General features: G+C 67.2%; 10 protein-coding genes and 1 tRNA gene. 1 reads left to right on the forward strand and 10 read right to left on the reverse strand.

What is annotated here, in order from left to right; all coding sequences use genetic code 11:
• Nucleotides 1–14: 14 nt before the first annotated feature.
• Nucleotides 15–3,266 (reverse strand): PSD1 and planctomycete cytochrome C domain-containing protein, encoded by a 3,252-nt coding sequence (locus tag ACYOEI_RS03195; protein WP_462847834.1) that lies wholly within the window; start codon nucleotides 3,264–3,266, stop codon nucleotides 15–17.
• 892 nt (nucleotides 3,267–4,158) lie between these two features.
• On the opposite strand from ACYOEI_RS03195, the gene ACYOEI_RS03200 reads away from it, so the two are divergent.
• A complete protein-coding gene (locus ACYOEI_RS03200) occupies nucleotides 4,159–4,839 on the forward strand; it encodes a TetR/AcrR family transcriptional regulator (protein WP_462847835.1) in 681 nt (226 codons plus the stop codon).
• 114 nt (nucleotides 4,840–4,953) lie between these two features.
• Here ACYOEI_RS03200 and ACYOEI_RS03205 read toward each other — a convergent pair whose 3' ends face one another.
• The 9 genes from ACYOEI_RS03205 to ACYOEI_RS03245 form a co-directional block, all read right to left on the reverse strand.
• Nucleotides 4,954–5,565, reverse strand: a complete 612-nt coding sequence (locus tag ACYOEI_RS03205) for a DUF1214 domain-containing protein (protein ID WP_462847836.1) — start codon at nucleotides 5,563–5,565, stop codon at nucleotides 4,954–4,956.
• Between the two features lie 96 nt (nucleotides 5,566–5,661).
• Nucleotides 5,662–6,447, reverse strand: a complete 786-nt coding sequence (locus ACYOEI_RS03210; protein WP_462847837.1) for a DUF1254 domain-containing protein — start codon at nucleotides 6,445–6,447, stop codon at nucleotides 5,662–5,664.
• Nucleotides 6,448–6,485: 38 nt separating this feature from the next.
• Nucleotides 6,486–6,572, reverse strand: a tRNA-Leu gene (locus tag ACYOEI_RS03215).
• A gap of 189 nt (nucleotides 6,573–6,761) precedes the next feature.
• Entirely contained in the window at nucleotides 6,762–9,524 is a 2,763-nt protein-coding gene (locus ACYOEI_RS03220) for a tetratricopeptide repeat protein (protein WP_462847838.1), read from the reverse strand.
• Nucleotides 9,521–12,301 (reverse strand): hypothetical protein, encoded by a 2,781-nt coding sequence (locus tag ACYOEI_RS03225; protein ID WP_462847839.1) that lies wholly within the window; start codon nucleotides 12,299–12,301, stop codon nucleotides 9,521–9,523. The genes ACYOEI_RS03220 and ACYOEI_RS03225 overlap by 4 nt, the downstream gene beginning before the upstream one ends.
• A complete protein-coding gene (locus tag ACYOEI_RS03230) occupies nucleotides 12,298–13,038 on the reverse strand; it encodes a hypothetical protein (RefSeq protein ID WP_462847840.1) in 741 nt (246 codons plus the stop codon). Before ACYOEI_RS03230 ends, ACYOEI_RS03225 begins: the two co-directional genes overlap by 4 nt.
• A 3-nt stretch (nucleotides 13,039–13,041) precedes the next feature.
• A complete protein-coding gene (locus ACYOEI_RS03235; protein ID WP_462847841.1) occupies nucleotides 13,042–14,172 on the reverse strand; it encodes an AAA family ATPase in 1,131 nt (376 codons plus the stop codon).
• Nucleotides 14,165–14,797, reverse strand: coding sequence for a hypothetical protein (locus tag ACYOEI_RS03240; protein WP_462847842.1), 633 nt, complete (start codon nucleotides 14,795–14,797; stop codon nucleotides 14,165–14,167). Before ACYOEI_RS03240 ends, ACYOEI_RS03235 begins: the two co-directional genes overlap by 8 nt.
• A gap of 322 nt (nucleotides 14,798–15,119) precedes the next feature.
• Entirely contained in the window at nucleotides 15,120–16,637 is a 1,518-nt protein-coding gene (locus ACYOEI_RS03245; RefSeq protein WP_462847843.1) for a carboxypeptidase M32, read from the reverse strand.
• Between the last annotated feature and the right edge of the window lie 401 nt (nucleotides 16,638–17,038).

The raw sequence follows: 17,038 nt of genomic DNA on the forward strand, positions 1-17,038 counted from the left end.
GTCATTGGCGTCGGTCAGTTGAGGTAGATGAACTCGCTCGCCGCCATGATCGCCTGGCAGAGACCCTGCCAGGCCTTCAGGGGACGCTCCGCCGCGGCCACCCCTTGGGCTTCGAGCGCGGATTCGAAGCGGCCGATCGACGCCAGGGCTCGTGCGACCTCCGCGTCGAGCGCCGAACGACCGTAGGCGACGAGGTAAGCATGCCGGATCCGCGCGGCGTCGTCGCGTTCGCGGAGGGCGAGCAGGCCTCGGGCCATCGCCTCGGACGCCTTCAAGACAAGCTCATCGTTCAACATGAACAACGCCTGGGGCGCGACGGTCGTCGGGATCCGCAAGCCGTTCGAGGCGCTCGGGTCTGCGAAGTCGAACGCCTGGAACACGTCGTAAAGCCCGCTGCGGATCACAGGCAGGTAGACCGACCGGCGAGGGGAGCGGTAGCCGGCCCCTTGGCTGAGGCCGGTCGAATTCACGTATTCGTGATTCTTCGTCGTCAGGAGGCTCCCTCCCATCGTCCCTTCGAGCTCGCCGCTGACGGCGAGGATCGCGTCGCGGATGGCCTCGGCCTCGAGCCGGCGACGGCCCATCCTCCAGTGGAGCCGGTTCTCCGGATCCGCCAGCGCGGCGGCCGGGTCATAACGCGTGCTCATCTGATACGTCGACGATCGCATCACCAGCCGATGCATCGCCTTCACCGACCAACCCGACTCGACGAACCGACGGGAGAGCCAGTCGAGGAGCTCGGGGTGCGCCGGTCGGTCGCCGAGTTTGCCGAAGTTATCAGGCGAACGGACGATCGCGTCGCCGAAATGCCCGAGCCAGATCCGGTTGACCATCACCCTGGCCGTCAAGGCGTGGTCGGGGTGCGTCAGCCAACTCGCCAACTCGAGCCTCCCGCTCCGACCCGAGTCGACCGGCGTCTGCGAATCACCGGCGAGGATCCGAGGGAATCGCCTGGGGACTTCCTTGCCGAGGGTCAGGTGGCTGCCTCGGACGTGGATCGCCAGGTTCGTCGCCTTCTGATCGGCGACGCTCATCGCCTCCGGGAGCCTCGGGGCGGCCTTCTGCAACCGCGCGAGATCGGCACGAAGGACGCGGATCTCCTCGGTCGTCTTCGGGGGAAAGTCGACTTCGGGGTTCTCGGGGAGGGCGAACGGCCCCTTGGGGTCGTCGAGCACGCGGCGGAAGGCAAGCAGCGCCGGATCCGCCGAGTCGTTCGACTCAGCACCAGCCTTGTCGAAGAGTTCCTGGTAGCGCTCCGCCAACGCCCGAAGGGATTGCGGGGACGGAGACCGATCGACCGCGGCCCGAACCGCAGGGTCCATTCCACCGCGATCCGGCCAGGCGCCGAAGACCGAGAGCGAATCCTCGGAGGAACGTGCCAGGACCTCCTTCCAACGACCCAGGAGCCGGGGATTCACGCCCCGTTCGGACGCCAAGGCCTCGAGCGACCCGGTGGCGAGGGTCTCGAGCCCGTCCGGGAACGACCGGGCGACGAGGACGAGCCCCTTCGGCCGGGCCTTCCCATCGGACTCGAGCCGAAGGGTCCTGACGCCTCGCCCGAGTGCCAGAAATACCCCCGAGTCGTGGAGCTTTATAGGAGGATCCGTCGCGCGGGCCTCGTCTCCGCTCGCCCAGGTCGAGCGCACGAGGTCGTCGACCATTCGAAGCACGCTCGCCGGGCTTCCGGCCAGGATCTGGTAGACCCCATCGGCCGGCACCTCGACTTCGTACTCGACGACGTTCGGCGCCCCATCGCGCAGCAGGGCCGGGCTAAGGGCTCCAGGGGTGGTCGACACGATTCGCCGACCCCGGGAGTCGGCATCCCGCATCAAGACCCCGGAGGAGCTGTCGGCCAAGCGTTCCTCGGTGAGACCGGTCCGGACGCGGTCGAGTTGCACGAGTTGCCAGGCGAGCGGAAGGTAGTCGGCCAGCCGAGAGCGGATCTCGCGGGCGAGCGAGGCTTTTGCCTCGTCGAGACGGACCTTGATCACCTCCGTCCGTCGGGCGACTTCCCTCGTGTGCTCCTCGATCGCCGACCGCTGGGAAGCGGTCGCGACCGTGCGTTCGTTCCACATGGCGACGACTTTGTGGTTCTGCATCGACTTCGTCGACTTGAAGATCCCGGCCAGCGAGTAATAGTCGGCCGTCGGGATCGGGTCGAACTTGTGGTCATGGCACCGAGCACAGCCGAGCGTCAGCCCCATGAACACGCGCCCGATGGTGTCGACCTGCTCGTCGACGATGTCCATCTCCATCTTTACCGGGTCGTCCTCGGCGAGCATCTTCGGGCCGATCACGAGGAATCCGGTCGCGGCGAGACGCCCCGGGTCGGGCGCCCCATCTCGGGAGGCGGGCAGCAGGTCGCCCGCGACCTGCTCCTTGATGAACTCGTCATAGGGCGTATCGTCGTTGAACGCCCTGATCACATAATCACGATAACGGAAGGCATTCGCATAAGCGACGTTCTCATCCATGCCGTTCGAGTCGGCATAGCGGGCGAGGTCGAGCCAGTGCCGTCCCCAGCGCTCGCCGTATCGGGGCGAGGCGAGGAGTCGGTCCACGACCCGGCCGAAGGCGTCGGGCCCGGTGTCGGCCAGGAACGCCTCAACCTCGGCGGGGGTCGGCGGCAACCCCGTGAGGTCGAACGTCGCGCGTCGGAGGAGCGTCCGCTTGTCGGCCGGGGGGGCCGGCTTCAATCCCTTCGCCTCGAGGCCGGCCAGGATGAACCGATCGAGCGGCGAACCGGCCCAGCCAGGCTCCTTGACGTCGGGCGGCGCCGGGTCGACCGGCGGCCGGAAGGCCCAGAAGTCTTCGGAGGCCCCGGCGGCCCTCTCCGCGCCAGGAACCGTTTTCGGAGAGGGAACTCCCCCGGGCCAGATGGCCCCCGCCCGGACCCATTCGACCAATTCGGTCGTCTCCGCCGCGGAGAGTTTCCCCTTCGGGGGCATCTTGAGATCGCTCGAGTAGAGGATCGTCTCGATCAGTCGGCTCTCCTCGGGCTTCCCCGGGACCACGACGGGCCCGGAGTCTCCCCCCGTTGCCAACGCCTCGGCCGAGTCGAGCCGCAGCCCCCCTTTGTGCTGCTCGGGGCCGTGACACCGCCAGCAATGGGCCGCCAGCAGCGGCCTCACCTTCGTCTCGAACCGCGCGACGAGCGCCGCATCCACGTCCGCCCGTGCCGGCGTGCCAACAACGAGGCTCGCCAGCATCAAACCGAAGAAGGTCAAACGCTTCGAGCCAGGGCTCCCGCTCAGTGGGTCGCGCATACGCCACTCGGCGCGAAATCTATTCGGGCGTGCGGTCATGGTCGGTGGTCCATCGGCCGGACGGATGCTGAGGAGATCCGGGGCCGGCGTTTCTCGATCAACCTCGGCTCGAGGCCATTCGCGTAGAGCCGAACCAGGTGGGCAGGACACTCGAGATCGGCCCGGGAGGTGGCCAGGTTTCCGAGTGCGGAGGCGAGTTTCAGGTCGAAGGCGGGTCAATCCGGCGGAGACGTTCCAGCATCCCCGCCCGTTTCGCGAACCGGGTCGCCCCGATTGCTCGCAGTCAAACTACCCGATCGGGGCCGTGGATGGCAAGTTCCGCAATTGGAGTGGCCCGAAATCCGCCGTCCCCGGCCGAGCGAGCCATCCCAAGCGCACCACGGACACACCAAAATACCCATAAAACACCAACAATCAATCATTAACTCCTAGCATAGCCCTACTCCGTCGACGCACCAACATTTCACCAAGCACTCACAACGACAATTCCACAACTCAATCTCTACCAACGGCCCGTTATCGAGTTAGGACTAAGAGACAGGAGACGATCCGCAGATGACGCAGATTGACACGGATAAATTGGAGATTCTTCTGATCTTATCTGTGTCAATCTGCGTCATCTGCGGACGACCCCGTCTTTTCATGTCTATGTTCCATCAGTGGCTCGTTTCAACCTGATGCCGGGTCGCCGTTCTTCCATTGCAAATCTATGGCTCGTCGATTGGGCCGCAAATTTGATGGGAGGGCCATCGGGATGCTAGCATGGACCTGAAGAGGCTCGAATCGCGTTTGGCCGTGAGGATGCCCGTCCGACGGAGCCTGTTCCCGTCCTGGACTGGGCTCCGAATCGCCGTTCGAGACCTCGCGACCCAGCGTCGACCCGAGGCGTGCGATGCCATCCGAAGGGGTGAGGGGTCGTCGAGGTCCGGCGAAGACATTCGACGTCGGCAAGGCGCTCGAGGCGGCCATGCTGGTCTTCTGGAGGAAAGGGTTCGAGGGGACGTCCCTGTCCGACTTGACCGAGGCGATGGGCATCAACCGCCCGAGCCTCTATGCGACCTTCGGCGACAAGCAGGAACTATATCGTCGGGCCGTCGGTCGATTCGGCGAGATCGGTCGTCCCATCTTCGAGGCGAGCGCGGCCGAGCCGACAGCCAGGCGTTTCGCCGAACGGCTACTTCGCGGACAGGTGGAGTTGTACACCCGGGCCGATTTTGCCCCTGGCTGCTTCCTCATCCAGAGCGCCATCAGCACGAGCGCAAAGTCCAAGGCCGCCCGCGAGGAGTCCGCCGCTCGCCGCCGGCTAAACGAGTCGGCGGTCCGTCAGTACCTGGAAGATCCGGCTCGAGAGCTGGAGTTGCCCTCGGGACTCTCCGCGGTCGAAATGGCGTCCTACCTCGCGTCGGTCGGGTATGGCCTCGCCGTTCGCGCCGCCGATGGCGCCTCGCGCGAGGAACTGAATCGACTCGCCGACCTCGCGTTAGCCTTCTGGCCCCAGCCGGCAACTCCGCTTGAGAACAGAGGAGCCCAAGCAGGCCGATCATCCTCCAAGGGCGGGCGACGAACGGGCTGATCCGGGAACGGTACGCCGGGCTCAAGATCGGCGCCTGGGCAAGAGAGCCTGGGCTTGTGCTTCGGATGGGAGGGAGGGCAGGTCTGCAACCCCTCTTCCCAAAAGCTCAGGCCCTCATTTGCCGGCCGAAAACACCTCGAGCGACCGGCTCAGCGGCAGAGATCTCCGCGATACATCAGGAATGACTTGCGTCAGCAGGGGAGGGATGTAGCTCTCAGGCAACTGGGTAGACCCGTTGGAATACGGCAGGATCGACGGGGGCTGGTTTCCGGGAGTCGGGTAGTACAGCCGAAGGATGAGCTGAAGGGTCGTGCTCACCGCCTGATTGGGATAGAGGGTATCGAAGTAGCTCGTGGAGGGTGTCGGAATCCAGTTCGACGCCGCAACGCCCGAGGGGAGTGTCGGGGAGAACCACAGCGTGAGTGAGCCGTCCGAGTTCAACGCGAGCTGGCCGGCGGCCAGTTGTGCCGACCCGAGCTGCGAAACCGGCTGGACCTCGCCGTTAGTGAGGGAGCCCGCTCCCGCCGGTGATTTGAGATGGACCAGGGGGCCGGCACTGCCGTTCTTGATCAATGCGTTGAGGGCCTGCTGACCATCCCGATACCCACGTTGCAGCGCTCGAAGCTGGGCCGGTCCCCAGTTGCTCGGAATACGGAAACCTTTCGCGGTCAGTCCCAAAGGAGCGAGTGCATCCAGGACGCCCTGTTGACCGTAGGACGGGACCATGTAAGTGTCCGTGGCCCCGTACTGGGAGACAACCCAGGTCGGGAGTGCATCCAGGTCGGTTCCGGACAGCGCGGTGGTGGAAGAGGGGAGGGGACTTTACTTCACCGACGAGCCAAGTTGCTGGAAGAACCGGAGGGCACTCTTCGGGGTGTTCTTGTAGGGTGCGGCCTTCAGCACGTCGCGAGTCGTCGACTCGAACGAGTAGCTCGAGGGATAGACGGGCTGGTGGCCATTCTTCTGGAACTGTGACAGCGTATTCAACGCAAACTGCTGGACGGTGTCTTTGGAGACGTTGGGCACCGACTGCGCATCGGACGAACTGGCCAGGGTGTTCGTCGCGATCCGGATCAGCATCCAGTTGAGATTCGTGTCAGAGGCCATGACCCGGTATTGGAACCCGTGGATGTTCACCGTCTGCATCTTGGCATAGGGCGAGTTCGGGCCGACCAGCAGGTAGGACGTGGGGGAGACGAACGGCGTCGTTCGGTTCCCGATACTGCCGACCGTATTCAGGTAATTGACCACGTAATATTGGTCATTCGACGGCGGCACCGTGAGGACCAGCGCCTGCGTCTTTTTGAAAGACGTGAACGCATTAATATGCAAAACAGACGAGTCGACCGCATTGGTAGCCTGGTTATTCCAGGCCGGCGGCGCGGACCCGTAATCGAGCGTGTTCAAGGGGGCGCGGACGTACGAGTTGTACGTCGAGAATCGCTTGTCGAACTCGGGCGCGAGCCCCCCGAGGTAGGCCTCCGCCGCAAGCGCCTCGATGGCGGCCGGCTTGGTCACCGACGAGGCCGTCAAGAGTGCCCGGCCTTCGAGCGCCTCGATTCCGGCCTGAGCCGCGCGACGATTCACCTGACGTCTAGGCGCAAGCATAAGGGCCACGTCTTTCGACGTGGCCCTTACGCGGCAAGTGCCGGAGACAGGACTTGAACCTGCACGGGCATGGGTAGCCCACTAGCCCCTCAAGCTAGCGCGTCTGCCAATTCCGCCACTCCGGCATTAGTCGCTCATTGAGCGTGACTGAGGAGATATCATCTTATCCGGAGGCTCGTGATTGTCAACAGCCGGCCGAAAAATCGATCCCGGGTTTGATTCCGAAGTGGAATCCTAACAAGGATTTACGGATTTAGGCATGCGACAAATCAGGCCTGAAAGCCCTGGGAACGATCCAAGGTTTCGAATGGATCTCAACGTCCGTTGGGGATCGGGACGCGGGCGATGAAACCATCGTCGCAGACGACGATGAGTTGTCCCGTCCGTCGGCTGGCGTAGCAGGCGACGGCGGAGGGGATGGAGAGTTCGGTCGAGAAGGAGAAGGAGAACCGGTCGCCCCCGCAGCGTAGCCACTCGACGCGGGTCCGCGTCACGCCGACGACCAGTCCGGGGCGGACGACGGCAGCGGCGAGGTAGCCTCCCTCGCGAGCGTCGGTGTTGCTCGCGAGGAGGGTAATTTGATCGTCTTCGGCCTGGAAGGCCGCCCAGTGGAGCGTCCCGTGGCCACCCAGGCCCGCGACTTCGACGTTCCCACCGGCGGCGAAGGCCCAGGACACGGGGACGGATCGTAGTGTGCTCGGCTCGGTGAGGGCCGGGCGCCAGAGAAGGCCCGTGGGACGTCGGCCTTTTCCCCAGGGGTCGTGGAGACTCCACTCTCGCCCGTCGTGGGCGAAGACCGAAAACTCCGAGCCGGGGTGGATGGGGCGAGGGACCAGGAGCGCGGCGGTCGGGGACTCGTCCTGCGTCGAGAGGACCAGGCTCCCCCTCGACTGCAACGACGTGGCCTCCAGGAAATAGAGGGCTTCACCGTCCCAGAGGCCGACGAGGTCTTCGCCGTCCGTCGCCATGACGGGGGTGAGCCACGGGTCGACGGTGTCGGCGATCTTGGTCGAGAGTGAGAGCGTGTAGGAACCGTCGGGGTTCTTCACATACATGCTCAGGACCCCTTGCTTGGAACGGGCGGCGCGGAAGACGGCGAGCGTCCTCCCGTCGGGGCTGACCTCGATCGTGACGACGGGGGAATCTTCCCCGGCGACCCGTACGACTTCGGCACGCTCCGGCCGGAAGCAGAAGACCTCGCCCCCCTGGAGCCCGAGGAAGACCTCGTCCGACTCCGGTGCCTGGCAGACGGCCGTCACGACGCCGATGCCGCCCCGAAGTCGAGTCGGGGTCGTCCGCGCTCGAGCGGGCCTGGAGAGGGGCTCGAGTCCTTTCGACTCGGCCTTCGCCGCGAAGTCGGCGTCGCGGACGACGGGGGCGGGCCAGAGGCCCGACTGGCCGAGGAGGTCGGAGACGAGTCGGCCGGCGGCGACTCCGGGTCGGACCTGCTGCCGGAGCTTCGACGCGAGCCCGACGAGCGCCCGGTCCCGAAGGTCGGCTCGGAGCGTTTCCGAAGACGCCCCCCCCGAGAGCCTCGCCAGGGTGTTGTAATAGAGCGCGGCCTCGGCTTCCTGACCCGTCGAGGCGAGGTAGAGGTCGGCCTCATCGAGCAGTCGCCCGAGTTCGGGTCCCGCCCCCGACTCGAGGAGGACGGGGAGCGCCTCGAGGACGCAGGCGAGCGCATTGGCCTCGGGACGTCGATCCCAGCCTCTCCGGAAGTATCCCAGGGCCAGGTCGGGCCGGCTGGCCTTGCTCAGCATGAGCCTCCCGGCGGCGAGATCCCCTCCTTTGGTGGCGGCCAGCCTCTCGGCAGCGGCCCGATACTCCTCGAGCGCCGCTTCGTCCTCGCCGATCCGGCGGAGGAGGTCGCCCGCCGACACGTTCTCGCCGGACTGCCGGTAGAGCTGGATCGCGCGATCGATCTCGCCGCAGGCCTCGAACGCCCGTGCCGCGCCCTTCTGGTCGTCGAGCCGGTTGAGGAGCAGGATCGCCGCATCATGGTACAAACCCCCTCGGATCAACGAGTGGGCGGCCATGTGGTAATCCTGGAGGAGCTTGCCGTAGATGTAAGCCGCGCGGCGACAGTCTCCGTCCGCCATGGCCTTCACGGCGGCGCGGCGGTATTCGCCCGTCAATTCGGCGAAGACGTCCTGGCCGCCGAGCCAGACGCTGGACGTGCCGTTTCCTTTCCGCTTATCGAGGAGGTCGTCGAGCGAATACCGAGCGTTGTGGGTCGGCAAGCGGTCGCCCAGCTCGGGGACGCTCCCCCGGCCCCCGCCGGGCTCTCCGAGCGGCAAGGCGTTCCGGAGGGCCTTCTCGAGGTCGCCATCGCGGAACTCTTTCAGGAGGGCCTGGAGCGCAGCCCCTTGCCGGCCCAGGACGGCCTCGCTCAGCCTCGGGGCGATCGCCATCGCCCCGGCAATCCAGTTCGTCCCGAGCGCCGACAACGACTTCAGGTGGAGGGTATCCCCCAACCAGACGAAGGCCCGGCCGGCACCGAGTTTGGCGTTGCCGATCAGCGTCGAGGTTACATCGCTCGGCTCGGGGCGGGGGGTCTCCGTCCCGATCGACTCGCCGCCCGACTCGATGATGGACGCCGGGGACTCGTCGTCGCGATCGACCACGATCTCCTCGAAGCGCTCCGTCAGCGCCTTGCGCGACGGAAGCGGTCCCCAGGTCCGGCGCGGTCGGACGTCGGCGACGAGCAGGCTCGGAAGCTCGATGGGGGAACGGGGATCGAACGCCAGGGGATCCCCCCAGGGCAGGAAGATGAGACCTCGGTTGCGCACCAGGCCGGCCGCCTCGTCGTCCAGGAGTGCGGGGACGAGGTCGGAGTCCACCGGGATCAGGAGGTCGGGCGTGAGGGCCCGGAGCCGGACGACACCCGGGACGGCCCGGGTCGTCTGGGCGTGGAGCTTGATCAGGAAGCCGATCGAGACCCGAAAGACTCGCCCGGACGGGTCGAGTCCCAGGCTCGCGCACAGGCGGAAGAGCGCCGAGACGTCGGTGCTGGGGAGGAGCAGGGCGACGGGGGGGGCTGCCTCGCATCGCTTCCGGAGGCCGTAGGGCGCGATCATGTCGAGGACCTCCTCACGACCGGCAGGCCCCTGAGCAAGGCCTCGCCGATCCGTTCCGCGGCGTCCGGGGACGATTGTCCTCCAACCATCGATTCGGGTCCAAGTCGGGTCCCGTCCGGCATCCAGACGGCAAGGCGATCCCGGAACGCGATCAACATGCAGAGGAGCTGGCCCGACGAGTCGAACACCGCGAGTTGGCCGACGAAGTCGACGAGAACCGTCAGGCCGGCCAAGGTGCACGACCAGGGGAACCGCCTCGAGTCCTGAGGCAGGCTGTCGGTCCGCCGAGTCGAGCGGACCCGAGTCGAGAGGATCCCCTCTCGGGACAGGATCTCGTCAGGAGCTTCCCGCCTGACGGAAGACTCGAGTCGGCCACGATCCCAACGGATGAAATGGAGATAGCGACCCGTGTCCACCAGGAGGAACGTCGCCCCGAGCTCGACCTCGAGGTGGTGGTGTGCCTTGCCTCGAGGCGTCACGAACGAAGGAGCAACGGCCCCGGAGACGTCGCGGACCTCGATATGATGGCGATAGCCGACCCGGCGCGCCAGCCTCCGCCCGTCCCGGCTCAGGGCGAAGCCTCGGGAGTCGTGGGGCAGGGGATACTGCTCCACCTCTCGGAACGTCGTCACCGAGAACAGGAACAGGGTCGTCTTGAACGAATCGCCGACGACGGCACCGATCAGGTGGCCCCCCGCGCGTGCCTGGAGGATCCGGCCTCCTTTCAGGGCGGGTTCGCCGTCCGAGGTGGGGGTCGTCGTCATGCAGATCCCCTGGTCGTCTCGGATGTCGACGGCGCCCGTCGCGGTGTGCAGGCGAAGGGCACGGCCTCCTTCCGGCATCGGCTCGGCGTCGTGCGTGAAGAGCGACGAGCTGCCCGCGACCTCCCGAAACGCCCGGACCGCGCGGATCGCACCGGGCGTGGCGTTGCTGCCGCCTCGCGCGCGGGCTGGGGCTTCGGCCACGGCCAGGTCGACCGCCAGCAACGCCACGTCCCCCTCTCGGGCGACGACGGCGTGGAGGAGGCGGGAGTACGCCCATTCGGGGTTCCGATGCGCGGGGAGTTCGACCTCATGGACCGTGCAGGATCGGGACCGAAAGTCGTAATGGACGGCCACGATCGACCTGGCGACCCGGCCGGTCACGACGAAGCCTCCGGCCACACCCAGGACCGCCTGGATCGAGGCGAGGGGGGCCCCATGCACCAGGGCCCTGGGGAGCATCTCCGCGGCCGAGCCGTCGACCTTCCAGCAGTGGAGCAGGCCGTGTTCGCCCCCCAGGAGGAGCCGCTCGCCCGACTCGTCGAAGTCGAAGAGCCGGTCCTGGATCGGGCTGAGTGCGCCGATGGGGAAGGGGAACCCAGGAAACTCGACGTCCCCGCTCCAGGGCGAGCTCGCCCCGAGATCCCCGGGGACGGGCGGCCGAGCCTCTCGGTCTCGGACCCGGATCCGACATCGCGAGCGAACGACGGGCGTCCCGCGCCTGAGCTCCGAGAGCTCGACCTCGCCGCTACCGTCCACCGAGATTGCGAACAGCCGGGTCCCCGGCCCGGCCTTCGAGGCAGCAGAGACGACGTCACGCTCGGCGAGGCCTCTCGGGTGCGTCAACAGGACGACGTCCCGAGGGCCTTCGACGGGATCGGCGAGGACTCGCTCGAGTGCGGGTGCTGGATGGATCGTCAGGTCGCTCGCCTCCAGGAGCGTGCCCAACCCCTCGTCATCGAGCTCGAGCGGGTCGTGGACCATCCCCCCTTCGCTCGTCGCCGAGACCCGGAACGGCAGACCTCGACGCGCGGCCTGGCGGCCGAGCGCGAGCAGGGCGGAGGCCAGGACGAGCCGGACGTCGCCCCAGGTCCGCACCCCCTGGTCGAGCAGGACCACGAGTTGCTCGGCCTTCGGGTCCTTGGGCTCTTCCCGATGGAAATAGAGGAGCTCTCGCTCGGCGAACCGCCTGACGAATTCGTCGCCGTCGAGGACGAACTGGGCGGGGAGGATCTGCTCGGGCCGTCCCCTCGTCGCGACGTCGGAATACCCCCCCGTGGGGAGCCCTGCCGAGTCGAGCCGGCGTCGAGGGAGGTCGAGCGCCCCGTCGAGCCAGGCGACGACCGCAGCGGCTTCCGCGAGCCGGGGACGTTTCTGGAGCGCGTCGAGCACCGTCCCGAGCGTCCGGGGCACCGTCCCGACAACCCGCTCGCCGACGGCCGCGACGGGGCCTCGGCCGTAGCAAAGCCAGTGGCGGATCGCCTCCGAGGACAGCGGGCTCAAGGCCTTGACGAGCCGCTGCTCGAACTCGGCCGGCTCCAGGGGCGGGACCTCCGACTCGACCGTCACCGTGCTCGCCCAGACGGTGGTGAACGGGTCGGCGTCTCGGGCGGTCAGCAGGGCGGCGACGTCGGGGAATTCGGGAGGGTCCGGGACCCTCGGCACGTCCCGACAGAGCATACCGACGAGGGCCCCCGCATTCCGCAGCGGTCGACGCAGGTCATGAAACGCCGTCGCGAACGCGTCGATCGGCCGGGGGCGAGCGGACCGGCGGCGGTCGACCCCGAATCCCATGAGGTACAGCGTGTGGAGCACGAACCCGAAGGAGACGAGCTCCCGGCTCGCGACAAACCCTTCGAGGAAGAGCGAGATTTCAGGCCCCAGGGCAAAGGTGCAACCGATCTCCGGGACCTCCGCCGAGGATTCGACCGCCTCGTATCGCCCTGCCCAGCGGAATCCCCCCAGATGCCTGCAATACTCCCCGGGGATCGTGAGGTACTGCTCCGCCCGGTTCATGACACTCCCTCCTCGACGACGAGCCGGAGACTCGCCCGAGAGAGCCGGCGGAACGCCCCCTGGGGAATGATGTCGACCCCGCCCGTTTCGAGGATCAGCAGCTCGTTCCCCCCGACTCCCAAGGCATCCCGCAAGGACGCTTCGGGCAGGTCCGGCTCCGCTCGGAAGCCGATCGGCCGGAGGACGAGGTTCCCCCAAAATCGGACCGCCCCGACGATCGCGGGAAGATCACGGCCGAGCAGCAGGACCTCTCGCCCCGACCGGGCCGCCTGGATCGAACTGATCTCCGAGGTCGGGGCCGTCTCGGCCCAGGGCCCAAGCGCATCGCAATGGCAGCGCAGGGCGCCGGTCGGGCGGATGCAGTCGTCCCTCACCAGTCGAAGTCGCGCCGGGGCTGGGAGGGAGAGGCTTCGGGACGGCGACTCCGCCGAAATTCGAGGGGGGACGATCGCACGGGCGAGGGAGATCTCCTCGAGCTCTCGGTCCCAGGGGAGACCGAACGCGGGGAGGTGGTCGCCCGGCCGATACCAACTGCCCTCACGCCTGGCGAAGAGCTCGACCCCCGGGATCGGGAGGAGGAGGCGCAGGATTGCGTCATTGCCCGCGGGCCAGCGGACCCAGGCGTGGTCATCGACCAGGGCCACCGAGATCTCGCCGTCTCTCCGCAGCCCCGCCAGGGCCGGCAAGGCCGTCCGGGGGAGGCAGGCGCCACAAACGGTTTCGAGTCTCGGTCCCATGGGTCAACCCAGCCGCACCAGGAGTTGTTCGATCCGGCCCAGGAGGTGGACACGGGCCTCGTCATCGACGACCCAGTTCGCGCGGTCGGCGAGCTCGGTAAGCCGTTCACGAAGCCTGGCGAGGGCGGCGAGGCTCTTGTTGGCCCCGGCCTGGAGCTCTCCGGCGACGGCATCGACCTGCGCGGCGATCTCCTCGCCCCCGACCCGCTCGGGGACGGTCGCCAGCGAGTGCGTCGCCGGCTCGCCGGCGTGGGGCTCGATCACCCCCGCGATCAGCGACGCAAGCGGAGCGATCTGCTCCTCGCGATCCCAGACGAACCGGAGCACCCAGAGGTCGGAAACCGTCGCCGCTTTCCGACCGCAGAGGACGGCCGAGGCCGCCACCAGCTTCAGGATCTTGACGGCCCGGCGGTCCGAGAGGGCCACGCCGAGGTCGCGGACCTTGAACACGACTTCGGCATAAGCTTCGGCGACCGCGGTCAGGTCGACCCGGTAGACCTCGCTCGACAAGGCGCGGAGGTCGGCGGCCGTCACCGACGACCCGGGCGCCGGGGCGTGCTCCATCTCCCAGCCGGCCGTGAGCAGCCGGGGCATCGCGTCCCGGCGGAGGTTGTCCACGTGGCAGCGGAGGAGGAACCGGTCGAAGAGGGCGCGGAGCGCATCGTCCTCGGGCAGGTGATTCGACGCCGAGAACAGCGAGAGCAAGGGCAAGGGGTGGACCTCGGCCCCTCGGCGATAGACCCGTTCGTTCAAGACCGACAACAGGTTGTTGAGGATCGCGCTGTTGGCGTTGAAGAGCTCGTCGAGGAAGACGAACTCGGCCTCAGGCAACATCCCGGTCGTGACGCTGGCCACCGTCCCCTCGCGGAGTCGTACCAGGTCGATGGGGCCGAAGACCTCGTTCGGCTCCGAGAAACGGGTCAACAGATATTCAAAATAACGCCCCTGGACCGCGCCCGAGAACTGGCGGATCAGGGCCGACTTGGCGGTGCCGGGGGGGCCGTGCAAGAACAGGTGTTCGCCCGCGACGACCGCCAGGGCGATCAGGTCGACCACCTCGTCCCGGCCGACGAACCGGCGCTTGAGGTCGTCGACGACCTCGAGTCGAAGCCGGGAAACCGTCTCCTCAACCATGGCCAACCCTCTCCCGCGCCGGGCTCGGCGTCCGTACTCCCTCGGCCCGCCCAACGATCCATTCGACATACTCGAGCGGACGGCCGCTCGGCCGCCAGGCCTCCGGTCGTTCACGCGCCCAGCGCTCGGCATAGAGCAGCATCAGGCCCGCGTGCCCCCCGAAATCGACCGGAGAACTCGGCCCGGGGTCCAATCCTCCGAGCACCCCCGAGAGGGGCCAGCGAGCCAGGATGTCCGCCAATAGGCCCGCGAAGCCGTCGGCCGGGTTGAAACCCCGAGCCCGACGATGGAGTTGCGGCAGGTATCGGAACACCAGGTCGGCCGAGAGGTGATGCGCCGGCGTGGTCGGAGGATGCGGCATCGCCAGCCGAGTCTCGAGCATCTCCAGGCCATCCGACCGATCCACGAGCGCCCAGCTCGCGTTCAAGACCAGCAAGCTCGCGGCATACGCGACCCCCGAGTCGAAGGAGATCAGCGACCCGGCCACCTCCAGGCGATGGGCCTCGAACGCCCGCTCGAGCACCCGAAGCGCCCGGCCGGGCGTCTCGGAGGGCGTCGGCTTGCGACGGAAGACGATCCGCCCTTCGTATAGCAGCCCTTCGAGAAACGTTTCGAGGCTGTCCATGGAATCACCGGCAAGCCCGACGAACGTCATGATTCTGCGACAGACGAACGGATCCGACGCATTCGATCGTCACCCGCGGGAGAGACGCCGAAGCGTCTCGAAAGCCCCGATACCCTTCATTTCTGAAGATACCCGATGTGAACGCAAAGCGGATAGCCCCGCACCTCGAGTTCGCCACTCAGCGGACGGCCAAGCCTCTCGCGTCACTCGGAATGCGATGGATTCTTCGAGACCCGGTTTTTCTTCAAAACCGGGTTTCTGGCGCCGACCTCTCGAACCCCTTCGCAAGGAGATTCCGAAATCGGGGGGTCGAAGCCTCAACTCAAACGCCGTACAGAGGTCCATACTTCTCCCGGAGAGCTCGAATCAATGGCTGGTGATCGATCGTGTCCCCCGTGATATGCTGAATGAGCTTAGGCGAGGTGTACCGCTTCCCCTGGCGGTGGACCTTCTCGCGGAGCCAGCCCAGCAACGGACCGAAATCGCCTCGGGCGAACACGGGGCTCTGGTCGCCAAGGTCCTGGTTCGCCCTGGCGAAGAGCTGCGCCGCGAACAGGTTGCCCAACGTATAGGTCGGGAAGTATCCGAAGAGCCCGGCGCTCCAGTGGATGTCCTGGAGGCAGCCGTCCGCCGCGTCGCGAGGCGTCACCCCGAGGTACTGCCGATACTTCTCGTCCCACGCCGCGGGGACGTCGGCGGGGGGAAGGTCGCCCGAGATCAACGCTTGCTCGAGCTCGAACCGGATCAGGATGTGGAGGTTGTACGTGACCTCGTCCGCCTCGACCCGGATCGTGGAGGGCTCGACGTGGTTGACCGCGAACAGGAAGTCATCCAGTGCCGTCTCGTGAAGGGCCTTGTGGAAGACCCGCTGGGCCAGCGGGAAGAAATGCTCCCAGAACGGCCGGGAGCGGCCCACGGCATTCTCCCAAAGCCTCGACTGAGACTCGTGGACCCCGAGCGAAACCGACTCGCCCATCGGCGTCCCGAAGTGTTCGACGGCGAGTCCTTGCTCATACAGGCCGTGCCCAACCTCGTGCATGATCCCGAACAGGGCATCGCCCACGTTGTTCTGCCGGAACCGCGTCGTGATCCGACAATCCCCGGGCCCGATCCCGCTGCAGAACGGATGCGCGGTGGTGTCGAGCCGCCCGCGCTGGAAGTCGAACCCGAGCGCGAAGGCGACCGCTTCGCCGAAGACCCGCTGGCGGTCGATCGGATAGTCGCGCCGGAGAATCGCCAGGTCGGGCCGCCTCGTCGCGTTCGCGATCGCCGAGACGAGCGGCACGAGCTCGCTCCTCAACGACTCGAACAGGACCGCAATCTCCCGGCTCTTGGCCCCGGGCTCGTACTCGTCGAGGAGTGCGTCGTAAGGATCCTCCTCGAATCCGACGCATTCCGCCTCGCGACGCTTGAGCCCGACGATCGTCTCGAGCCAGGGGCGGAACTTCGCGAAGTCGGCCGAGGCCCGGGCGGAAATCCACTCCTGCTGGGCCATCGAGGTCGTCCGCGCCATCTCCTCGACGAGGTCGCGAGGCAGCCGAGTCGCCCTCGCATACCCCCGTCGGATCTCCCGGACGTTGACCGCCTCGGGCGAATCCGGCTCCGCCACGAGGGCCGAGCCCTCGAGGTCATCCAGCCACCCGCCGATCTTCGGGTCCGTGATCCGCTCGTGGTGCAAGCCGGCCAGCAAGGCCATCTGGTCGCCGCGGTGCCCGACGCCCCCCCTCGGCATGTACGTCTGCTCGTCCCAACCGAGCACCGCCGAGCACGACCCCAGGACGGCCGCCTCTCGAGAAGCCCGGATCAACTCGTCATACTTCGCCCGCAGTTCGTCGGCCATCGCTCGCATACCCTCGCTCGGTCCAGCGGAATCTCCGCCCGCCATTCTATCCGGTTCGTCCCCCTCGCGCGGCCCCCACGCGTCGATGAGGATTCACCAAGCAATTGTCTCGGGTCCCGTGGGATCGATAGCGGAGAACCGCCAGGTCCCCTTAGACCGGTTCTCGCTTGCGTCGCGCACGTCGGAGGAAAACGGGGACTGGCTCCCGGCCGGATCAGGCCGGGCCCCTCGCGGATCGACGTCGGAGCCGGGTGCCTGTCCCCGTTTTCCGGGCCGTCGCCGTCCGCTGCGGCGGAAACGGGGACAGGCACCTGCGCTTCGCTGCGGAGCCAGTCCCCGTTTCCGCCTCCGCTCTCGGGTCCCGAAGACGTTATGCCGTGTGCCAGCCAGACGTTAGCCGC

This window comes from Singulisphaera rosea, assembly GCF_054877945.1.

Bases quoted from the DNA above. Each gene is read 5' to 3' on its own strand.
- ACYOEI_RS03195 (WP_462847834.1), bottom strand. From the start codon at position 3,266: ATGCGCGACCCACTGAGCGGGAGCCCTGGCTCGAAGCGTTTGACCTTC.
- ACYOEI_RS03240 (WP_462847842.1), bottom strand. From the start codon at position 14,797: ATGGACAGCCTCGAAACGTTTCTCGAAGGGCTGCTATACGAAGGGCGG.
- ACYOEI_RS03235 (WP_462847841.1), bottom strand. From the start codon at position 14,172: ATGGTTGAGGAGACGGTTTCCCGGCTTCGACTCGAGGTCGTCGACGAC.
- ACYOEI_RS03200 (WP_462847835.1), top strand. From the start codon at position 4,159: ATGCCATCCGAAGGGGTGAGGGGTCGTCGAGGTCCGGCGAAGACATTC.
- ACYOEI_RS03210 (WP_462847837.1), bottom strand. From the start codon at position 6,447: ATGCTTGCGCCTAGACGTCAGGTGAATCGTCGCGCGGCTCAGGCCGGA.
- ACYOEI_RS03230 (WP_462847840.1), bottom strand. From the start codon at position 13,038: ATGGGACCGAGACTCGAAACCGTTTGTGGCGCCTGCCTCCCCCGGACG.
- ACYOEI_RS03225 (WP_462847839.1), bottom strand. From the start codon at position 12,301: ATGAACCGGGCGGAGCAGTACCTCACGATCCCCGGGGAGTATTGCAGG.
- ACYOEI_RS03220 (WP_462847838.1), bottom strand. From the start codon at position 9,524: ATGATCGCGCCCTACGGCCTCCGGAAGCGATGCGAGGCAGCCCCCCCC.
- ACYOEI_RS03245 (WP_462847843.1), bottom strand. From the start codon at position 16,637: ATGGCCGACGAACTGCGGGCGAAGTATGACGAGTTGATCCGGGCTTCT.
- ACYOEI_RS03205 (WP_462847836.1), bottom strand. From the start codon at position 5,565: ATGGTCCCGTCCTACGGTCAACAGGGCGTCCTGGATGCACTCGCTCCT.